The 19391-nt window shown below is 65.0% G+C and carries 18 protein-coding genes and 3 pseudogenes; 2 read left to right on the top strand and 19 right to left on the bottom strand.

The window, feature by feature from the left end:
* Positions 1-58 precede the first annotated feature (58 nt).
* Positions 59-1294: a phage integrase central domain-containing protein gene (locus N0A20_RS02470; protein WP_260582449.1), complete on the top strand. Its 1236-nt coding sequence runs from the start codon at positions 59-61 to the stop codon at positions 1292-1294.
* A 21-nt stretch (positions 1295-1315) separates the two neighbouring features.
* Here the strand turns inward: N0A20_RS02470 and N0A20_RS02465 are convergent, their stop codons facing one another.
* The 15 genes and pseudogenes from N0A20_RS02465 to N0A20_RS02395 form a co-directional block, all read right to left on the bottom strand.
* Positions 1316-1555 (bottom strand): helix-turn-helix domain-containing protein, encoded by a 240-nt coding sequence (locus N0A20_RS02465; RefSeq protein ID WP_312846590.1) that lies wholly within the window; start codon positions 1553-1555, stop codon positions 1316-1318.
* Entirely contained in the window at positions 1552-2229 is a 678-nt protein-coding gene (locus tag N0A20_RS02460; protein ID WP_260582448.1) for a hypothetical protein, read from the bottom strand. Before N0A20_RS02460 ends, N0A20_RS02465 begins: the two co-directional genes overlap by 4 nt.
* Complete coding sequence (locus N0A20_RS02455; protein WP_260582446.1) at positions 2226-2456, bottom strand: DUF2274 domain-containing protein; 231 nt, start codon at positions 2454-2456, stop codon at positions 2226-2228. The genes N0A20_RS02460 and N0A20_RS02455 overlap by 4 nt, the downstream gene beginning before the upstream one ends.
* Positions 2449-3327: a TrbI/VirB10 family protein gene (locus tag N0A20_RS02450; RefSeq protein ID WP_312846589.1), complete on the bottom strand. Its 879-nt coding sequence runs from the start codon at positions 3325-3327 to the stop codon at positions 2449-2451. The genes N0A20_RS02455 and N0A20_RS02450 overlap by 8 nt, the downstream gene beginning before the upstream one ends.
* A gap of 342 nt (positions 3328-3669) precedes the next feature.
* A pseudogene (trbG, locus tag N0A20_RS02445) lies at positions 3670-4489 on the bottom strand (P-type conjugative transfer protein TrbG).
* Positions 4486-5322 carry a conjugal transfer protein TrbF gene (trbF, locus tag N0A20_RS02440; protein ID WP_260582445.1) on the bottom strand — a complete coding sequence of 279 codons (837 nt, stop codon included), beginning with the start codon at positions 5320-5322 and terminating at the stop codon, positions 4486-4488. The pseudogene trbG and the gene trbF overlap by 4 nt, the downstream one beginning before the upstream one ends.
* 3 nt (positions 5323-5325) lie before the next feature.
* On the bottom strand, positions 5326-6627 hold the full coding sequence (gene trbL, locus N0A20_RS02435; protein ID WP_260582444.1) for a P-type conjugative transfer protein TrbL: 1302 nt from the start codon (positions 6625-6627) through the stop codon (positions 5326-5328).
* A 125-nt stretch (positions 6628-6752) separates the two neighbouring features.
* Positions 6753-7478, bottom strand: a complete 726-nt coding sequence (trbJ, locus tag N0A20_RS02430; RefSeq protein WP_260582443.1) for a P-type conjugative transfer protein TrbJ — start codon at positions 7476-7478, stop codon at positions 6753-6755.
* Positions 7475-9955: a conjugal transfer protein TrbE gene (trbE, locus tag N0A20_RS02425; RefSeq protein ID WP_260582442.1), complete on the bottom strand. Its 2481-nt coding sequence runs from the start codon at positions 9953-9955 to the stop codon at positions 7475-7477. Before trbE ends, trbJ begins: the two co-directional genes overlap by 4 nt.
* Positions 9949-10221, bottom strand: a complete 273-nt coding sequence (locus N0A20_RS02420; protein ID WP_260582441.1) for a VirB3 family type IV secretion system protein — start codon at positions 10219-10221, stop codon at positions 9949-9951. Before N0A20_RS02420 ends, trbE begins: the two co-directional genes overlap by 7 nt.
* Positions 10218-10553 (bottom strand): TrbC/VirB2 family protein, encoded by a 336-nt coding sequence (locus N0A20_RS02415; protein WP_260582440.1) that lies wholly within the window; start codon positions 10551-10553, stop codon positions 10218-10220. Before N0A20_RS02415 ends, N0A20_RS02420 begins: the two co-directional genes overlap by 4 nt.
* A gap of 1 nt (position 10554) precedes the next feature.
* Positions 10555-11569 (bottom strand): annotated as a pseudogene (gene trbB / locus N0A20_RS02410) (P-type conjugative transfer ATPase TrbB).
* A gap of 5 nt (positions 11570-11574) precedes the next feature.
* Positions 11575-11763: a hypothetical protein gene (locus N0A20_RS02405; RefSeq protein WP_260582439.1), complete on the bottom strand. Its 189-nt coding sequence runs from the start codon at positions 11761-11763 to the stop codon at positions 11575-11577.
* A 13-nt stretch (positions 11764-11776) separates the two neighbouring features.
* Positions 11777-11977 carry a hypothetical protein gene (locus tag N0A20_RS02400; RefSeq protein ID WP_260582437.1) on the bottom strand — a complete coding sequence of 67 codons (201 nt, stop codon included), beginning with the start codon at positions 11975-11977 and terminating at the stop codon, positions 11777-11779.
* A gap of 3 nt (positions 11978-11980) precedes the next feature.
* Positions 11981-14002, bottom strand: coding sequence for a conjugal transfer protein TraG (locus N0A20_RS02395; protein WP_260582435.1), 2022 nt, complete (start codon positions 14000-14002; stop codon positions 11981-11983).
* Positions 14003-14384: 382 nt separating this feature from the next.
* Between N0A20_RS02395 and N0A20_RS02390 the strand changes: the two genes are divergently transcribed.
* The gene (locus tag N0A20_RS02390; RefSeq protein WP_260582434.1) at positions 14385-14633 is read left to right on the top strand and encodes a hypothetical protein; all 249 of its coding nucleotides are present in this window, start codon (positions 14385-14387) and stop codon (positions 14631-14633) included.
* Between the two features lie 59 nt (positions 14634-14692).
* Here the strand turns inward: N0A20_RS02390 and N0A20_RS19960 are convergent, their stop codons facing one another.
* The 4 genes and pseudogenes from N0A20_RS19960 to N0A20_RS02375 form a co-directional block, all read right to left on the bottom strand.
* Positions 14693-15703, bottom strand: a complete 1011-nt coding sequence (locus tag N0A20_RS19960) for a DUF3363 domain-containing protein (RefSeq protein ID WP_312846588.1) — start codon at positions 15701-15703, stop codon at positions 14693-14695.
* Between the two features lie 46 nt (positions 15704-15749).
* Positions 15750-15845: pseudogene (locus tag N0A20_RS19955) on the bottom strand (hypothetical protein); the annotation flags it as partial.
* A gap of 1167 nt (positions 15846-17012) precedes the next feature.
* Positions 17013-17174: a hypothetical protein gene (locus N0A20_RS02380; RefSeq protein ID WP_260582432.1), complete on the bottom strand. Its 162-nt coding sequence runs from the start codon at positions 17172-17174 to the stop codon at positions 17013-17015.
* 356 nt (positions 17175-17530) lie between these two features.
* Positions 17531-19351, bottom strand: coding sequence for a ParB/RepB/Spo0J family partition protein (locus N0A20_RS02375; RefSeq protein WP_260582431.1), 1821 nt, complete (start codon positions 19349-19351; stop codon positions 17531-17533).
* Between the last annotated feature and the right edge of the window lie 40 nt (positions 19352-19391).

Below are 19391 nucleotides of genomic sequence, written 5' to 3'. Positions count from 1 at the left end.
TCGCGCGCATAGGCGCGCAGCATCGGACGACCATCAACTGACACTTGAGGTAACGTCCATGTTGACCCTCCGGCAGATTCGGTCGCTCCGCCCACGCTCGAAACCCTACAAGATCTACGACGGCAACGGGCTCTTCCTGCTGATCCAACCCAATGGCTCGCGCCTTTGGCGCTTCAGATACCGCCTGTACGGCCGCGAGCGAAGGCTCTCGCTCGGGAAGTTTCCGCAAGTCGGATTGCGCACCGCCCGCGCGAAATGCCACGACGCCCGCGACCAGCTCGCGGGAGGAATTGATCCGGCTGTCGCCAAACGGAACAAGCTCGTGACCATGGTCGCCTCCACGGCGACCTTCCGCGCCATTGCCGATGAATATATCGACAAGATGAAAGCCGAAGGCAAAGCCCCCGCCACGCTTGCCAAGCTGCGCTGGTTTCGGGATCTGCTCGATCCGCACATCGGTTCGATGCCGATCGGCGGTGTATCGCCGCACGATCTGCTCATCGCGCTCAAGCTGATCGAACGCCGTGGTCATCACGAAACCGCCGTTCGCACCCGCGGATTCGCTGGACGCATCTTTCGATACGCGATCGCGACTCTCCGGGCCGAACATAACCATGCCGAGGTTCTTCGCGGTGCATTGATCGTTCCGAAAGTAACGCACCGCGCCGCGATCCTCGACCCGCGACATGTTGGCGAGCTGCTTCGCGCCATCCAAAGCTATACGGGTCGCCCCGAAACGCGGATCGCGCTTCAGCTCGCCCCGCATGTTTTCTTGCGCCCGGGCGAACTACGGGCGGCGAAATGGAGTGACATCGATTTCGACGACGCCGTGTGGACCATTCCCGCGGCAAGGACGAAAATGCGCCGGTCCCATGCCGTGCCGCTGTCGTCCCAGAGCCTCGCACTGCTTCGTGAGCTCGGTACGCTCAATAATCCAAGCCACTATCTCTTCCCCGCCCTGCACAATTGGCGACAGCCGATCTGCGAAAATAATCTCAACAACGCGCTGCGGCAGCTCGGGTACGACGGCGACGAAATGACCGCGCACGGCTTTCGTGCGATGGCGAGCACGTTGCTCAACGAATCTGGCTTGTGGCATCCCGACGCGATCGAACGCGCACTCGCGCACTGCGATCCCGATCCTGTTCGCGCGGCCTATAATCGAGCCAGCCATTGGGCCGAGCGTGTGCGGATGGCGCAATGGTGGTCAGATCATCTCGACGAACTGCGAAGCGCCGGAAACGTGATCCACGTCGATTTTCGTGGCGGAAGATCGACCTGCAGCCCGGAATAATGGCGCGACGGTGTTCGCAGCTCAGTATTTCTGGAAAAGGCGCTTCAGGCTCGCGTAGAGAATGAAGGTCGATCGGCCGATCTTTACGGTATCGATCGTGCCCGCCCCGATCAGCTCATAAAGGGCCGTGCGCGGAATGCCGGTGAGTTTCACGGCATCAGCAACGCGCACGCTGAGCGGTTCGGTCGGCAGTGCGCCTTGCGCAGCCAGCGCCTCTGCCGCGATCCGCTCGCGCTCCTCGAGACTGATCCCTCGCCTCATTTCGGCATCCCCGAGGAGGAGGGACTCATTGCGGTTTCATCTCGCAAGAGCCAGCCTTCTACATCGGCCTGCCGCCTCGCAAGATCGAGTGGCGGTAGCGCTGCGGCAAATCGTGACACGCCCGATCCGTCGAAGCTGTCGACGCCCGCCGCCGCGCAAAGCCGGATACGCCGCGCGCTGTTGACCCGGCCGACATGGCATATTGCGCCGCGTGCGTGTGCGAGCCTTGCCCATCCCGTCATCGTCGCCAGCTTCCATTCGGTATCGCCACCGACGAAGATCCCGACGCGCGGGCCAGTCAGGTCGCGGATATGCCCTGGCGCGATCCCGTTCTGGACAGCTATCATGAAGGTCGCACTGGAAAGGCTTCGACGATTGCGGAGCCGGGCGAGCCACATTCGCGAAAACTTCAGCGATGCCATGCCGCCCATGACGATATCGGGCACGGCGATCCAATCCGCATCGGCACCGAGCAGGGCAACCGCTCGCTCGAACGCAGCTTCGTCGAATGGCTCGCCGCGCTGGAACGAGGTCCACGCTCCGTTGTCGAGAGCATAGCGGAAGCCCTCCGTCCGCAAGGCACCGCGTGCCGACACCATCAGCCTCCATCCGGCGCGGCGCAGGGCATCGAGGTTGCGGCGAGTGCCGGTACGGGAGGCATAGGCTATCATCATCCCCCCTTTCCGCTCCGTTCGCGGCGCAACCGCTGAAATGAGCGATCATTGTCGAGAAACGCCGAGAGCATGTAGGGGATGAGGTCAGATACATGGGCCTGTTCACCATAGGCATCCGCATAGACGGCTGCATAATCGAGCAACGCACAGTGAAGGTCGGGCATCACGCTAATGGTGAGCTTGGTCGGGGCGCGGTCGGGCAGCTTCGGCAATTTGAGATCAGCCACGCGCGCCTCCCCAAGCCCGCCCGACGACAATATCCCTGTGGACGATGACCCGAAGCGGCCAGCCCGGACGGACGCGCACGGTCGGCTGGATATCAAGGCCTCGCGCGACAAGTTGGTCGCCTGCACGCGCACCGCCCTGCTGCGCGGACTCGCGAATAGCGCGAACGAGATCGCTTTCGGTGCTGCCGAAACTCAATTCGGTGCCGACGCCGAGCAGTGTCGACAGCGCGACGCCCTTCAAGAGCTGCCATGTGTGCCGATCGATCTTGTCGGAAAGGCCCGCATAGCCCTGTGTGTCGGTGGCAGGAACATTGTCGATGCGGACCGACGACCCGTCGGGCAGGATAATCCGCTGCCATACGACGAGCGCACGGCTCTGGCCGAAGGCGACGACGCTATCGTAACTGCCGATCAACCGCGAGCCATGGGGAATGAGCAGGCTTCGCCCGGTCACGCTGTCATAGACATTTTCCGTGACCTGCGCCGTTACCAGTCCCGGAAGGTCCGAATTAAGCCCGGTGATGAGACTGGCCGCAATGACGCTCCCGGCCTGTAAGGTCCAGCGCGAGATAGGCGCGACCAGCCTGTGCGGGCTCACATCGGCGGTCTCATTGGCGCGCCCCACCATCGCGTTCTTCCGCTGCTGTCCAGTGGGGTCGGTCGCTTCCTCGGTCTGCGCGATCGGCGGCAATTCGGAGTCCCGCACTGCCGGGACCGCAACAGGGCTGGCGGAAGCCCGGTTGCCGGCGATTTGCAGCATCACCCCGGATTCCCGCGCTGCACGCTGTTCGGCCGCGACCCGCTGGCGCTCGGTCTCCGCCTCCTGGGCCGCACGCCGCGCGGCTTCGTCGCCCTCATCTTCCGGCAGCATTTCCGGCCCGCGTTGATGATTGAGGATCGGACGCCCCAAATCTCCGGGAAGCGGAGCACCGAGCGGCGGCACGTCGCCATAGCTGGTCGGCGCGCCCGCAAGCGCATCGGGCGCCGCCTTCGCGCCATGCGGCTTGTCATCGGCGGGCGCGACGATGCCGATGCTTGCCGGTTTCAGCGCGAGCCATGCGACGCCGACAATCGCGGTCGATCCGGCGGCGGCAATGGCGATGACCGCTCCGCGGCGGAAGCGAGTGACGCGACCGGGCGCCGCGCGCAGGACCAGCGTTTCCGGATCGGCCTTGGTCAGGCGCGGCGCTGGCGGGGGAAACGGCAGGATCGGTCATTTGCCCTTCCCCCGCTTCGGCTGCGCCGTCTCGATCCGCACGACCTTCTGCTTTTTGCCGCCAAGGCGCAGTTCAGCCGCACCGAACAGGCGATCGACGACATAGTAACGCCCCGCGACACGGTAGTTGACGAGCTGTGCCTCACCCTCCTCGCCGATGACGAACAACGGCGGCGCTTCACCGACGGCGATGCTCGGCGAAAACTCGATGAAGGTTTGCTCGGCCATCATCGAACGCGCGCAGTGGTCGCCATGCCGGCTTGTCGCCCGAGATCGCGTAGTTGAAATTGAGATTTGCGACGGCAAGGCCCGAAGCCACTGGCATTGCCGCCTCGGCAGCCTCCCGGTCATGGCGCAGAGCGATCAGCTCGTCCTGCGGATAGGTCCAGGAAAGTGCCGCCATTGCGCCGCTCAACCGGCTTTCGAGTTCGATGTGATAGACGCGCCGATCGGTCGTGATGAGCAAATTGGTGCGCAGCCCGGCGGAAAAGGGCTTCACCAAAATATGCGTCCGTTTGCCCTGCCCGCTCCCGCTGCTCGTGTCGCCGACCGTCCAGCGCACCGTATCGCCTGCCGCGACCGAGGTGATCGTCTCGCCAGGCTGCAGCGCGATATCGGTCACGCGTTCGGGCGCGGCGTAGAGGCGATAGAGCGTGCCTTCCGACCACGGGTAAACTTGAACGGCACTGATATAGCCCGCTCTCGTCGGTTCACGCAGCGCCGCTCTGTTGGCGGCATCGACGCGCGCGGCTGTCTGCGCGGCGGCGGGAATGGCGAGCGCGAAGCAGCTCGCCGACAAGAGGACGGCACGGATCATTGGGCGTTCCTTTCGGGACTCGAGGGAGTTGCGGGCTCGGCAAGCCCTGGATCAAGCGGCGACCCGAGCGGGAGGTCGCGATGCAGCGGCGCTTCCGGGAGCAAATCCGACGGCAACGGAAATTCTCTGGGCATGGCCCGTTCGGAGGACGGCTCCAGTTCGCGGCTCCAGTCGATCGCGTCGACATAGAGGCCGAGCGGATTCTTCCTCAGCACCTCGGCCGAACGGGGCGGCTGGATTTTTACCGTCAGCATCGCGGTCCATCGCGATGTGCTGGTGAGGCTCCCGCGCTCATATGCGCTCTCGGTCCATTTGACTTGGAAGCTGTTGTCGGACGCGCGCACAACGCTGGTCACCTGCACCGACACCGTCTTGCGGCCGACCTCGGCGAACGGATCGGCGGCGCGGGCATATTCGCCGAGGAACAGCGAAGCGCGCTCGGTCGCGAAATCATAGGCCGACAGCCAGTTCTCGCGCATCAGCACCGGATCGAGCGAGCGCGCTCGGATGTTCGCGATGAAGCGTCCGAGGTGCCAGGAAATCTGCGGGTCGGTCGGCCGATAGTCGGTCACCGCGGGCGCGACGCTGCGCGCTTCGCCGAGGCGGTCGACCTCGACCACATAGGGGACGACGCGGCTTTGCAGCGACTGCCACACCAGCGCAGCCGACAGGCCGGTGGTCAGGAACAGCCCGCCGAACGCCATCATGCGCCAATTCCTCGCCTGAACGCGGGCGGACCCGATCCGTCCGTCCCATAGCTGCCCGGCGCGCTGATAAGGCGTCTCCGGTTCGGGCGTTCTCCCATAGCGCTCGACGGCACGCTTGAATCGCATGATCTAGTCCCTTTCCCTGATGTCTGGAGTGATACTGCCGCCGCCGCGGTCGCCACCCTGGACGGTGTTGATCGCCATCTGGCGGCGGTGGCGCGACGCCTGCGTGGACTGGAGTTTTTGCGCCCAGGCGGGCATGGATTCCTGCCTCGCGGCGCCGTTCGCAGCGGTCGCAGACCCCGCCGATGTACTGCCCGCGGCCCAGGCCGCTTGCTGGCCACGGTCGGCAGCCGCGCCGAGATCGAGGCTCCCGCGCATCCGATTGGCGGCAGTGCCTTTTGCCGCGGTCGCCATGCCGCCAAGACCGGCGCGGATGGTGGCGGAGCCCGATGTTTCCTGTCCGAGCTTGTAGGCGGTCGTCGCGGCCGATCCCATCGACGTGCCCGCGCGGATCGCGCCGAGACCCGCCCCCGCGACGCCGCGCGCGGCCGCGACAGCACCGGCACCGCCCATGGCGATGCCGCCCGCCGCGAGCGCGGTCGTGGCCATCGCCGACCCCGCGCCGAGTTGCGGTCCGCCAGAAACGAGACCCGAAGCGATTCCGGGTCCGAAGATAGCGAGCCCGAAGATCACGAGGCTCGCGAGCATGAGCGACACGGCCTGCTCGATCGACATCTCGTCGGTGATCGCGCTGGTGAAGTCCGCGAAATAGTTCGACCCGATGCCGACGATCACGGTGAGCACCATGACCTTGATGCCCGAGCTAACGACATTGCCGAGCACGCGTTCGGCGAGAAAGGCGGTGCGGTTCCAGAGCGCGAAGGGCACGAGCACGAAGCCCGCGAGGCTCGTCAGCTTGAATTCGAGGATCGTGATAAAAAGCTGGATCGCCATGATGAAGAAGGCCGCGATCACGACGATCCACGCGATCACCAGCACCGCGATCTCGACGAAATTGTCGAAGAAATCGATGGGACCGACGAGATCCTTCGCCTGCTCGAGAAGCGGCCAGGCCGCTTCGAATCCAGTTCCTGCCAGGCGCCCCGGTTTCAGCAAATCGTCGGCGGTGATCGCGCTGCCGCCAGCGGTCAGGCCGAGACCGGCGAAGCTATTGAAGACGATCTCGGACAGCGTCGAGAAACTGTTCAGGATCAGGGCGAACACGCCGACATAGAGGATCTTCTTGAGGAATTTGGCGATGACATCGTCTTCGCCGCCGAGCGCCCAGAACAGGCCGGCAAGCGTGATGTCGATGCCGATCAGGATCGTGGTGAGGAATCCGACGTCGGGACCGAGAAGCCCGAATCCGCTGTCGATGTAGCGGATGAAGGCTTCAAGAAACATGTCGATGACATTGAGATCATCCATGTCGGATTCCTGCAAAAGCGAATGATGTCGCGGGCGTCATGGGCCGAGCTTGGAGGGGTGCCTTGCGACGCCCGCGACGAAGGAAGGGCGGCTTTGGACGGGGGGGAAGCCGCCCTCCCCCCAGCTCATGGGTGCGGCGTGTAGGCCTTGCCGTCGCCGAGGAAGCGCTTCGTTCGTTCGCGCGCTTCGCGCGCGCTCTGTCCGCGCCGCGCGGCTTCGAGCGATTGGCTGCGGAACTGTGCCGCCATCAGGTTCTGGATCTGAAACTGCTGCTTCGCAGTGAGCGCGAGAAGCTGGTTGGTGGCCTGCCCGACCTGCAATGAGCCTTCGGCACCCTGGCTCTTGGCGACGATCTGGCTGAGCGCCTGCGCATCGTCGCGGACATTTTCGACGATCTGGCTCTGGACGCCCATGGTCTGGCGAAACGCCGCCATCTCGGTGTCGAGCCGCTGCTTCGCGGCGGCAACGCGCTGATCGCGCTTCAGAAGCCGGTCGAAATCGGAAGGAAAGATCTGGCGATAGCGTTCGTCGAGCTGACCGACACGGAAGTCGACCCCCTGCGCCTGCCCCATCAGCCGATCGATGGCGCCGAGCTTCTCGCGGAGCCGGTCGAGTTCGGGGAAGTCGATCCGGCTGAGATTCTTCTCCATACCCTCGATCATCCGCGCCTCGTTCTGAAGCGACTGGATCTGCTGGTTGATCTGTCGCAACGTGCGCGCCGCGGTGAGCAGGTTCTGCGAATAGTTGGCGCTGTCGAATACCGGCATCGCATGGGCAGGCGGCACCGCCATCGCCAAGCTGGCGCCGAGCGCGGCGGCTCCAAGCAATGCGGCCATCACATCATTCTTCACGGTCTTTCTCCTTCGGGGGTTGAGGGATGGGGAATGCGGACAAGCAGGTCGGCTGCCCATTCAAGGCCAGATCCGGCGAGAAAGCGCCGCGCGAACTCGAGTGGATCGCGCCATCCGACGCCGAGCGGGTCGATGTGCGACAGGATCGCGTCGATCCGCTTCTGCGTGTCGGGATCGGAGGCGCCGCAGAGCGCGAGCGCGATCGGGCCCAGCCCGAGTTCGAACAGCCGGTTGCCGCGCGCCGATTGCAGATAATATTGCCGCTTGGGTGTCGCCCGGCTGACCAGTTCGATCTGCCGCGCATTGAGGCCGAAGCGTTCATAGGCCGCGCGCGACTGCGGCTCGATCGCGCGGTCGTTCGGCAGCAATATGCGCTGCGGACAGCTCTCAATGATCGCGGGCGCAATGGCGCTGTCGGCGATGTCGGCGAGCGATTGCGTCGCGAACACCACCGCGACGTTGCGCTTCCTGAGCACCTTCAGCCATTCGCGAATGCGCGCGGCGAACAGCGGATGGTCGAGGAAAACCCAGGCTTCGTCGAGGATGAGCAGCGTCGGCTGCCCGGTGAAGCGTTCCTCGAGCCGGTGAAACAAATAGGTGAGCACGGGCGCAACGACGCCCGACTGGCCCATCAGCGCCTCGGTCTCGAAGCATTGCACATCGGCGACAGCGAGATCATCTTCCGCCGCATCGAGCAGCCGCCCGAACGGACCTTCAAGCGTATAGGGCGCAAGTGCGACACGAAGCGGCGCGGACTGGAGCAGCAACGACAGGCCGGTGAGCGTGCGTTCCTCGACCGGGGCCGTCGCGAGGCTGGTCAATGCCGACCAGACGGACTCTTTGACCTCGGGCGTGACCAGCAGCTTTTCGTGTGCGAACAGCGCACATATCCATTCGGCGGCCCATGCTCGTTCGTCGGGGCGGTCGATATGGCGGAGCGGCTGAAAGGCGATCGCCTTGCCGTCTCCCTCCTCGCCGCCGAGTCCAAGCGCGTGATGCGCGCCGCCCATCGCCAACACTGCGGCGCGCGCCGAGAAACCCTTGTCGAAGATAGTGACTTGGGAGCCCGGATAGCGACGGAACTGCAATGCCAGCAACGCGAGCAGGACAGACTTGCCGGCTCCGGTCGGGCCGACAATCATCATGTGCCCGACATCGCCGACATGGGTCGACAAACGAAACGGGGTCGAAGCGCTGGTCTCGGCATAGAGCAATGGCGGCCCGTCGAGATACGTATCGCGCGCCGGGCCCGCCCACACCGACGACAGCGGCATCAGGTGCGCGAGATTCAGCGTGTGGACGAGGGGCTGACGGACGTTCGCGTAAACCTGCCCCGGCAGGCTCGACAGCCAGGCTTCGACCGCGTTTACGCCCTCGCGGATACAGGTGAAGCCGAGCCCGTTCACGATCCGCTCGACCCTGCGGACCTTTTCCTCGACGCGGGCGCGATCTTCATCCGCAACGGTGATCGTCGTCGTCAGATGACCGAAGGCGACATGATCGCCGCCGAGCGCTTGTAACGCGAGATCGGCATCGACCACCTTGTTGTCGGCGTCGCTGTCGAGGAGTTGAGCGGGCTGGTTGTAGATGACCTCGCGCAACAGCGCGGTGATCGACTTCCGCTTGTTGAACCACTGGCGCCTGAGTTTGGTGAGCGCCTTGGTTGCCTCCTGCTTGTCCAGCGCGATGAATCGCGTGACCCAGCGATAGCCGAAATCCTCATGATTGAGCGCGTCGAGGATTCCGGGCTGGCTCGCGTTCGGGAAGCCGAGGATGGTGAGGGTGCGGAGATGCATACCACCCAGCATCGGCTCGAGCCCGCCGGTCAGTGGCGTATCGGCGAGCAGCCCGTCGAGATACATCGGCGTGTCCGGCACCGCGACGGGATGCGAGCGCTCGGAGATCGTGCCGTGCAGGAAGCTCAGCGTCTCTGCATCGCCCAGCGCGCGAACCTCGGGCATGAAACCCGAAAAGAGATCGAGCGCGCGTTCGGTCTCAGCGATGAAGGCTTCGAGCGCCTGCCGCCAATCGCGACCCTTTATATTGTCGCTACGCTCGACGAGCACACGGCCCGCCGTATCGGCCTGATCGGGCGGCGGCAGGAAAGTGAGCGTCAGATAATAAAGGCTCTCGAAATGCCTGCCCGCGCTCTCGAAGCCCGCGCGCCGCTCCTCGTCGACCAGCCGCGATACCGCTTCGGGAAACGGGCCGTCCGGATAACCCAGCGCCTCGCGCCGTTCGGCCTCGAAGTGCAAGGCCCAGCCCGAACCGAAACGCTTGAGGACATTGTTGGCGCGCGCGCACGCAGCGATCAGTTCTGCATCGGTCGCCGATTCGAGGTCGGGCCCGCGAAAGGCAAGCGTGCGCTGAAAACTGCCGTCCTTGTTGAGGACCACGCCGGGCGCGACCAGCGCCGCCCAGGGCAGATGATCGGCGAGCCGGTCGGCCCGGCTGCGATATTCGCGCAAGTTCAGCATGAGAGATATCCCTTCTGGCGAAGGTGACGCGCGAGAACGGCTGCGAAGTCCGGGTCGCGCTTGGCCGCGAACACGGCGAGCGTATGCCCGAACGCCCACAGGGCGAGCCCCGCGATCCATTGCTGAAGACCGAGGCCGATCGCGGCCGCGAGGGTGCCGTTGGCGATCGCGATCGCGCGCGGCGCGCCGCCGATCAGGATCGGTTCGACAAGCGCACGGTGCATCGGCGCCTCGAAGCCGTCGATCTGTTGTGTCGCGCCAGTCATATGATCAGCGCCCCACCGCCGAACGAGAAGAAGGACAGGAAGAAGGAACTCGCAGTGAAGGCGATCGACAGCCCGAAGATGACCTGGATCAGCCGCCGGAAGCCGCCTGCCGTCTCACCGAACGCCATCGTCAGCCCGGTCGTGATGATGATGATCACACCGATGATCTTCGCGACCGGACCCTGGACCGATTCGAGCACCTTCTGGAGCGGTTCCTCCCACGGCATGCCCGAGCCGGCGGCCTGTGCCGTCGCGGCGATGGCGACGCCGAGCGCAGCCGCGGCCGTGATGGAGGCGATCTTGTGAAATCGGGAGGTACGGGACAGGTGCATGTCATTCTCCATCGGAAAGACGGGCTGGATTGGGGGTGAGGCCGCAGACGGCATAATTTCCCTGCGCGTCGAGGCCGGCGACACGCCCGATGGCATCGACACGGCGCGCCAGTCCGCGCCCGGAAATGAACACCACCATGTCGATCGCCTCGGCGATCAGTCGCCGCGGCACCGTGACGACGCTTTCCTGCACGAGTTGTTCGAGCCGGTAGAGCGCGGCGACGGCGCTGTTCGCATGGACCGTCGCGATGCCGCCGGGGTGCCCGGTGTTCCAGGCCTTGAGCATATCGAGGGCTTCCCTGCCCCGGACCTCGCCGACGATGATGCGGTCGGGGCGAAGCCGGAGGGTCGACCGGACGAGATCGGCCATGGTGACCCCGCCTGCACCGGCGGCGCCGGTCGGGCGCGTGCGCAGCGCGACGACATCGCTCGCGGCGCACTGCAATTCGCGCGTATCCTCGATCAGGATGACGCGCTCGTCGAGATGCCCCATTTCGGCGAGCAGCGCGTTGGCGAGCGTCGTCTTGCCCGACGAGGTGCCGCTCGGCGACGAGGATATTCTTCCGCTCGACCACCGCCATCGACAATTGCCGCGCGGTATCCGCCGACATGATGCCGTCCTTCACATAGTCGAGCAGCGTATGGATCTTCGATGCGGGCTTCCGGATCGAGAAACAGGGCGCGAGGCTAACCGGCGGCAGCACGCCCTCGAACCGTTCCCCTGCCCCTTCCCCATGTGGCGGAAGTTCCGCCGACACGATCGGCGATGCCGCGTGGACCTCGGTCCGGGCATGGCTCGCGACCAGGCGGATAATGCGTTCGACCTGCGCCGGATCGTAGCGCGTTCCGGTATCGATCCGCCCTTCGCCGAGCCGGTCGAGGCGCAGGATGCCGTCGGGATTGACCATGATCTCCTGGGTCGCGGGATCCGACAGCGCCGCCGCGATCGCCGGCCCCATCGCCGTGCGCAGCATCGCGCGACGTCGGCCGAGCGAGTTATTGGCGTCGATCAGCATCTCGCTCATGGCCGCACCTCGGGATCATTCGCGCCGAGCGTCCGCTTGCCGCCGGCAATCTGGCGGCCGAGCTGCGCGATGAAACGCTCGAACCGCTGGTTGCCCGTCGCGAGCGCGGCTGCATCGGCTTCGGGAAGCGGCGCAGTGACGGTAAGTTGATAGCGCACGAACAGTGCCAATGCCTCGAGCGCCACCTCGATGTCGCGCCTAGCCCGCCGCGACCTCGCGCGAGATACGGTCGAGACGGACCTTGAGAAGATCGTCGACCTCCTTGGTCGCCCGCCGAGCCAGCCAGCTCTTGAGAGCATCGTTGACCATGTGGGACTTGTTGCCGCCGCGCCGAACGACCAGCGCGTCGAGCGCGTCGCTGAGTTCGCGATCGATATAGAGATTCTGCCGAACCTTCATCGCTCAGAGCCCCGGCAGCAGGTCTTGCGACTGCGACTGGTTCATCGCGTGCCCACGCACCATCGACGCACGCACCTGATCCATCACGCGCTTGTCACCGGCGGGATCGGAATCGTCGCGTTCGAGATCGGGCAGTTCGAGCTGTTTCGCCAGCTCTGCCTTGACGGATGCTTCCTCGATGCCGGGATGCCGCTGCTGCTCGAGACCGCCATCATCACGGGCGGCAGCATCTGTCTTCCGTTCCGCGCCGAGGCGGATATCGACCGCGCTGGTCGTCCCGCTCCAGTCGTCGGCACGTGGGCGCGGCCGATCGGGATATTTCTCGGCGGAGAGGGTTGGCGGCGCGATCACACGACCGCGGAAATTGCCGTCCTCGAAATAGCGCAGCTTCTTCGCACGGATCGGCGCCATGCCCGAGACGAGCACCAGCTCGTCGGCGGGCGGAAGCTGCATCACCTCGCCTTGCGTCAGCAGCGGGCGTGCGGTTTCCTGCCGGCTGACCATGACATGCGCGAGCCACGGCGCGAGCCGGTGCCCGGCATAGTTGCGCATCGCGCGCTGTTCGGTCGCGACGCCGAGCGCATCGGAGATGCGGCGGGCCGTCCGCTCGTCGTTCGTCGCGAAAGCGACGCGGACATGGCAGTTGTCGAGGATCGCATTGTGCTCGCCATAGGCTTTCTCGATCTGGTTCAGCGATTGCGCGATCAGGAAAGCACGCACGCCGTAACCCGCCATGAAAGCCAGGCTCGTCTCGAAGAAGTCGAGCCGCCCGAGCGCCGGAAACTCGTCGAGCATCATCAGGAGTTGGTGCTTGCGTCCCCTGGCCGGATCGGCATCGAGCTTTTCGGTCAGGCGGCGCCCGATCTGGTTGAGCACGAGACGGATCAGCGGCTTAGTGCGCGAGATGTCGGACGGCGGAATGACCAGATAGAGCGAAACCGGATGCTCCGCTTCGACGAGATCGGCGATGCGCCAGTCGCAGCGCGATGTGACCGCGGCGACGGTCGGATCGCGATAGAGGCCGAGGAACGACATCGCGGTCGAGAGCACGCCGCTGCGTTCATTCTCGCTCTTGTTCAGCACCTCGCGCGCCGCCGATGCGACAACGGCATGAACCTGCGGCGCATCCTTGGTGCCGAGATGATTGGTCGACATCATGCGCCGGAGCGTGGCGACGAACGGACGCTGCGGATCGGACAGGAACGAGGCGACGCGCGCGAGCGTCTTTTCTTCCTCGGCATAGAGGATGTGGAGGATCGCGCCGACGAGCAGCGAGTGCGACGTCTTCTCCCAGTGATTGCGCCGTTCGAGCGCGCCTTCGGGATCGACGAGGATGTCCGCGATATTCTGGACGTCGCGGACCTCGTGCGCGCCGCGGCGCACTTCGAGGAGGGGATTATACCTGGCTGACGCGGGGTCGGTCGGGTTGAACAGCAGCGCGTGGCTGAAGCGCGCACGCCACCCGGCGGTGAGCTGCCAATTCTCGCCCTTGATGTCGTGAATGACCGCCGAGCCGGTCCAGCTCAAGAGCGTCGGGACGACGAGGCCCACGCCCTTGCCCGAGCGGGTCGGCGCGAAGGCCATGACATGTTCAGGACCATCGTGACGCAGATAGCGTCTGCCCTGGCGCCCGAGGAACACCCCTGCGTCATGAAACAGGCCGGCGCCGTCCATCTCGCGAGGTGTCGCCCAGCGCGCCGAGCCATAGGTCGTAACGTGCCGCGACTGGCGCGCACGCCAGAGCGAGCCGCCGATCGCCGCGGCGCAGCCGAGAAAACCGCTCGCGCCGGCAAGCGTCCCCGCCTTGTCGAAGACGTGCGGCGCATAGGCCTCGAACGAATACCACCACCAGAAGATCGCCCACGGGCGGTAGATTGGAAGCTCACCAATCCGGAACCATGCCACGCCGAGCTCGGCTTGGTAGCCGAGCATCGCCGCACACCATTGCGTGGCTGCCCAGACGCCTGCAACGACGATCGCGAACACGAGCAAAATCTGGCCAATGAGCAATTTGGTCGGCGTCATGATGAGCTCCGCCCGGGGACGGAAAATCGCCCCGGTTCAGGGCTCGAGAAATCGACCAAAAGGCGATTTGAGAAAATCACACCCTCGAAGCGCCACGAAGCGCCTGGACGCGTCCTTGTTAGTCGCCAGCTACAATGGCTCTGGCGGCTGCCCGCCCGTTCGGGCCATGGAATGCTAAAAAGCACACAGGGTCGCGGACATAATCTGAATGAACACAGGCGAGGTCATCCACCCGAACAGGGTGCTCCCTCCTTGCAGACGAGCAGTTTTTGACGCTCGCGCGCTCTATGTTATGATCTGTCAAACATAACCGGAGTCGCAACTATGGGAGCAAAGGCCGATCAGGACCTTTGGGGCCAGGTAATGGCCGCGGAACTGCGGCATGGCGACCATGCGCCCGAGTTCATCACGCAAAAGGCGCAAGCACTCCGCCGGGCTCGGCGAATATTGCGAAGCCGAATTCTGGACGCAGGTCGCCGAGTGCCTCCGTGACTTGCATGCCATCAAGTTTGCTGGCGCAGGCAAGGTGCTCGGGAATATTGACGAGCGCCAGGCGTCGCAAATCGCGAACTATCGATCCGGCTCCGCGCCCCGGACGATGGGCGGTCCAAGTCCGAACTCGAACAGCTGACCTCCGGGGCCGCTTTCTGACATCTTGTGTTCGAATCGATCGGGCGGTTAGCGACCGGGTCAGGAAATACTCGGCCCACCGCGCTGGCGCCCAAGCGCCCAACTGATCCAGCCGTCGCGCATGATGCCCGACACTGATTTGCCGACATGACGATCGAGCACCGGACGCCAGGGGACAAGCGTGAAGTCGCGCGACCTTTCGACCAGCGCGTAGCGCCCACTCATCGTGTCGACCGGTCGTCGGTACATGCCGTCGATCCGCTCTCCGGCCTTCGCCTCCGTGAACGGCAATCCCAACTCGCCCGAGAGACCGCTTGCGACCCGCAACAGCTCGCGCCGCTGAAGCGTGGAAATCATGCCGCTCCGATAAGAGAATTGCCCTGCCCTTTCCTCGGCCAATCCCTCGGCCACCAGCCATTGCCGCCGCCGTGCCTGCGCCTCGCGCACGTCATGCCCGAAGCCAGTATCGCGCAGTGGCTCGGGAAGAGATGCAATAAGCTCTCGGTCGAGCCAGGTCGCGGCGTCGGCATCGACGAGCTTTTCGAGCGGCAGCGGCGACAGCGTTTCAACGGAAACGGGCCGGTCTTTCGCGCGGGCGTTCTCATAGGCGGCGGCGCGATCGAGATGATCGGGCGCTATGATCCAGCTTCCATCGGGATCGCGTTCGACGTTGCGGGTCAGTCGGCGCATGGCTTCCAGCCTCCGGACATGCGTTTCGGCGAAGGCTTCGGTCGCGCTCGCATCGTGACGAAGATGCGCGTCGATCGAATAGCGTCCCTCATTGGCCGCGGCGACTTCGGCAATCGTGCGATCCGAAGTGCGGATGCCGGTTTCGACGGGCGCGATCCGGACGATGGCACCGGGCACGTGGCTCTCTACATTCTCCCCCTTGCCGATGTCGACATAATGCGAGCGACCATCGGTCGCTTCGACGATGACATAATGACGATCGGCAATCTCGTCGGAGAGGCCGCGATGGACGACACGACCGACCAGCGCATGCGCATCGGCGACCGCCGGATCGTATATGGCCTGATCGACCAGCGCTCGGCGTATCGCCCCGTGCCGCATAGGTGCGCTGCATGGTGCGGATGATGTCGCCGCGCTCACCCATGCGCCGCAGCGTATCGGCGAGGTCCGGCGCGAGGCGCCAATGCGACGCACCGACCTGCGCCGCGAGCCCGAGCCGTTCGAGCGTCTTCAGCCGCCCCATGCGGATGGTCTGGTCGAACGCGCCGCGCGCACGGGTGCTCACAAGGATGTTCTCGTCGGCCTCGCGGATCAATGCCCGGTCGATGCTGGTCAGCCGTTCCTGCCCGACCTCGGCACGAAGACGCTGTTCAATCGCATTGTCGGTGCGCGGGCCAAGATCGAGATCGACCAGTTCGCACGCGCGCTCGCGCAGACCGTGGCTGATATAGTCGCGTGCGATGATCAGATCGTTGCCGCGCCCGTCCTTGCCGCGCACGACGATATGCGTGTGCGGATGGCCCGTATTATAATGATCGACCGCCACCCAATCGAGCGGGGTGCCGAGATCCTCTTCCATGCGCGCCATGAGCCGCCGGGTTAGCGGTTTGAGAGCGTCATAGTCCGCGCCATCCTCGGGGCTGACGATGAAGCGGAACTGGTGGCTATCGGTCTGCGCCCGTTCGAGCCAGGCGCTGCGATCGATCTTGTCGCTGTCGGCGCCATAGAGCTGGCCGCGCCCGCCCTCGCGCGTCGTGCCGTCGCGCTCGACGTAACGAAGATGCGCCTTCGCACCGTCGAAACCCCTGCCCTTGAACGATATAAGCCGCGCCTTGACGATCACGCGGCGCTGCCGGAACGCCGCAAAGCGATCGCGCGCCGACAGGACGCGTCCGACGCCGGCGCCGCGTCCGATCCGGCTGCCGGTAAAGCCGCTCCGGCGCGAACGCACGGAGGCACCGCCGCGGGCAAGGTTCGCGGCGGCCAGAACCCGGTGCAAGAACTTGCGCGGCCGCGGGTGCCTGTCCCGGCTCCGAAGGCGCCCCGGTTCAGGTTCGAAATCATCGTCGTCGGACATGCACCAAGGCTCGCGGGAGGGAGGAAGCGGCGATCATGCGCGCCTGCTCGCCCATTGAAAATCGGTGCCGCCAAACGCCGCTGAATTCCGCCACTTTCGGGCGCACCGGCACTGCTGGGAGCCAAGGGGCACTGTTTTTCCACCCATAAAAAGGATGTGCAGACAATCGCTTACGGCAACCAGGGGTGCCGTAGCTTCTCTATCTTGCCTTACGCCGCAACCCCCTCGCCCGTCCGTTCGCGTTCCCCCGCCACCCCCCTCTCGCACGTAGAAAGGGAAGCGGCGCCCGTTGGCACCGCTCCCCTTGTCGCGCTGGAACAATGGCGCGGCAGCTTAGGCCGGTCGCGCCTCTCGACCACCGCGCCCGGCCCGATTGCCGCGCCGCCATTGCTTCTCGGCGGCGCGCAACTCGGCCTCGATCTGGCGCCGTTCGGCCGCGTCGTCGCACCATGAAAGCTCCGCACGCAGTTCCTCGATTTGCTGTTCGATGCTCATCGTCCGTCTCCTGATCTTGTGAAAGACAGGTGTCTCGCCCGGCGGCGGGCGGGCCGGGTCAGGGACCGCGAAGCGGCCGCGCCAGCGGCGATGGGGGTCACGATTTTGCGCAGCAAAATGGTGGGGCCCCGTCGTCCTTGACGCGGCCCGTCCGTCGCCGGATGCTTGGCCTATCCGAGCAGACAGCCTCTTCCCCGCCCCCGGTTACAGCCCGGCACCTTCGGGATTTCGGGGCGTGGCCCGCAGCCTGTCGGAAGGATGGAACGTGCATAAAAGCGCCGCCCGAACCGCGAAAGCGGCGGGCGGCACGATAGTCGGGAAGGCAGGCGGCGGCAGAGCCGCCGCCTGCTCAAAGGTCACGCAGCTTCGCGTTCAGGCTCCGGTTTCGGCTCGACTTTGGCGGGTGCCGGAAGCGCGACCACCGCGCCGGGACCGCTGGGTTCGGGGTCGTGATCGGCCCGCGCGGCCTGCACATGGGCATGGGCCGCGACTGTGCCGATGCCGCCGCGCGCGGTGTAGGCGGACGGTGGGAAGACCATCCATTTCGGCACCCAATTCTCGACCTTGGTGCGCCCGTTCGCACCGTCGAGATGATCGCGGACGATCTGCTTCAAGGTCTTGGTCTTCTCCAACGAGTTGGCCGTCGCGACGCCTTCGCCCGCGACCTCGGCGACTATGCAGGTCAGTACATCCTTGTCGCGCAGGCACTCGAAAAAGGCATCATCGGCTTGCCAGTATTTGGCAATGTCAACGCCGACCTCGATACCCACGGCCTCGACCGCCGCGCTGCCCGATGCCAGGGTTTCGCCGATGACAATGGCGATCACCTCCATCACCGCACGGTCGGGAAGGTCGAGCAAGCGCAGGAACACTCCCGCAAGACCATAGCCTTCGCCATTGCCGCCGGTCACGGTCGGCTCCTCGGCGGAAAAGCCGAGAAGGTCCAATACGGCGCGGCGCTTCATATCGAATTCCGTCTCGCCCTTGCAGGTTTCGACCGACTCGCGAACCGCCTCGTTGCGGCAGGTCTGCGGTTCGGGCTGCACCTTCCACAAATGCGATCCGGTGATGGCATGCGCGACCATCAGACGCAGCGCGACCTTTGGATGGCCGGTGAGCGCGGCGCGAACGGCGGCATGACGATGGAGGTCGATATAGGTCTGCATCGTGCTGGTGACTTCGGGGCGCGGCGCCTTGGGGCCGGTATCGATCACCTCGCCGCGTTCGAGCCTTTTCGCTTCCTTAGCTGTCACATAGCCTTCGTAGAAGGTGATTTCGCCATTCTCGCGCACATCGATATAGATGCGCCCGCCCTTGCGTTTGGGTGCCTTGGCGAACTCGTAGCGGGGAAAATATTCACCCGCCGGAACAATCACCACGTCGCTCCACCCCTCGTCGAGATAATCCTCGCGCCGCGCCGCGATGGCCGCATCCTGCTCTTTCCAGAAGGCATCGGCATCGGCGAAATAGCGGTCCTCGCCGAACAGGTCGGCGATGATCGCGAGGCCGCTCGCCTCGACGTCGAACAGCGCATGTTCGACCTTGATCGATGCGCCGCCGAACAGCCATTCCTTGAGTTGATGGCCGGTCGGACAATAGGCATCGGGATCGTCGTGAAGGACGAGCCACGCCTTTTGCTGGTTCTTGCTCGCCAAGGTCAGATGCCGGACGGTCGCCGCGTTGATCTCCTCCTTGCGGTAGAGATCGCGGATGCGCGGCAGAAGATTGCCGAGCGCGAGGATGCGCTTCACGCCCTGCTCGGGAATGCCGAAGGTCGCCGAAATATCCTTGATCTCGCGGCCTTCCTTGACGAGGCGGGTAAAGGTTTCCCAGCGCGTCACCTCGTCGGGTGCGAGCCGCGCGATATTCTCGATCAGCGACGCCTCGATGGCGTCGGCATCGTCACCGGCTTCAAGAATGGCGCACGGCAAGGGATTGACCTCGCCGCCGCTCGCGGCGCAGTCCGCCGCGACGATCTGCGCGGCGGTAAAGCGCCGCGCGCCCGCGACGATCTCGAAGGTATCGGGACCGCCATTGGGACGAACGAGCAACGGCATGAGCACGCCGCGCTTGCGAACGGTTGGAAGGATGTCCGCCACGTCGGGCGCCTTCTTCGCGTAGCGCATATTGGCCTTGCTGATCGACAGCTTGCCAAGGTCGATAAAGTCGAGTTTCATTGTCGTCACCTTTCTTACGGGAAGGTGCCGGTCCGTCGGG

This window comes from Sphingopyxis sp. PET50 (assembly GCF_025244705.1).
Taxonomy (GTDB): domain Bacteria; phylum Pseudomonadota; class Alphaproteobacteria; order Sphingomonadales; family Sphingomonadaceae; genus Sphingopyxis.
Note: the sequence above shows the minus strand (reverse complement) of the source record. Positions and strands in the feature narration are given on the sequence as shown.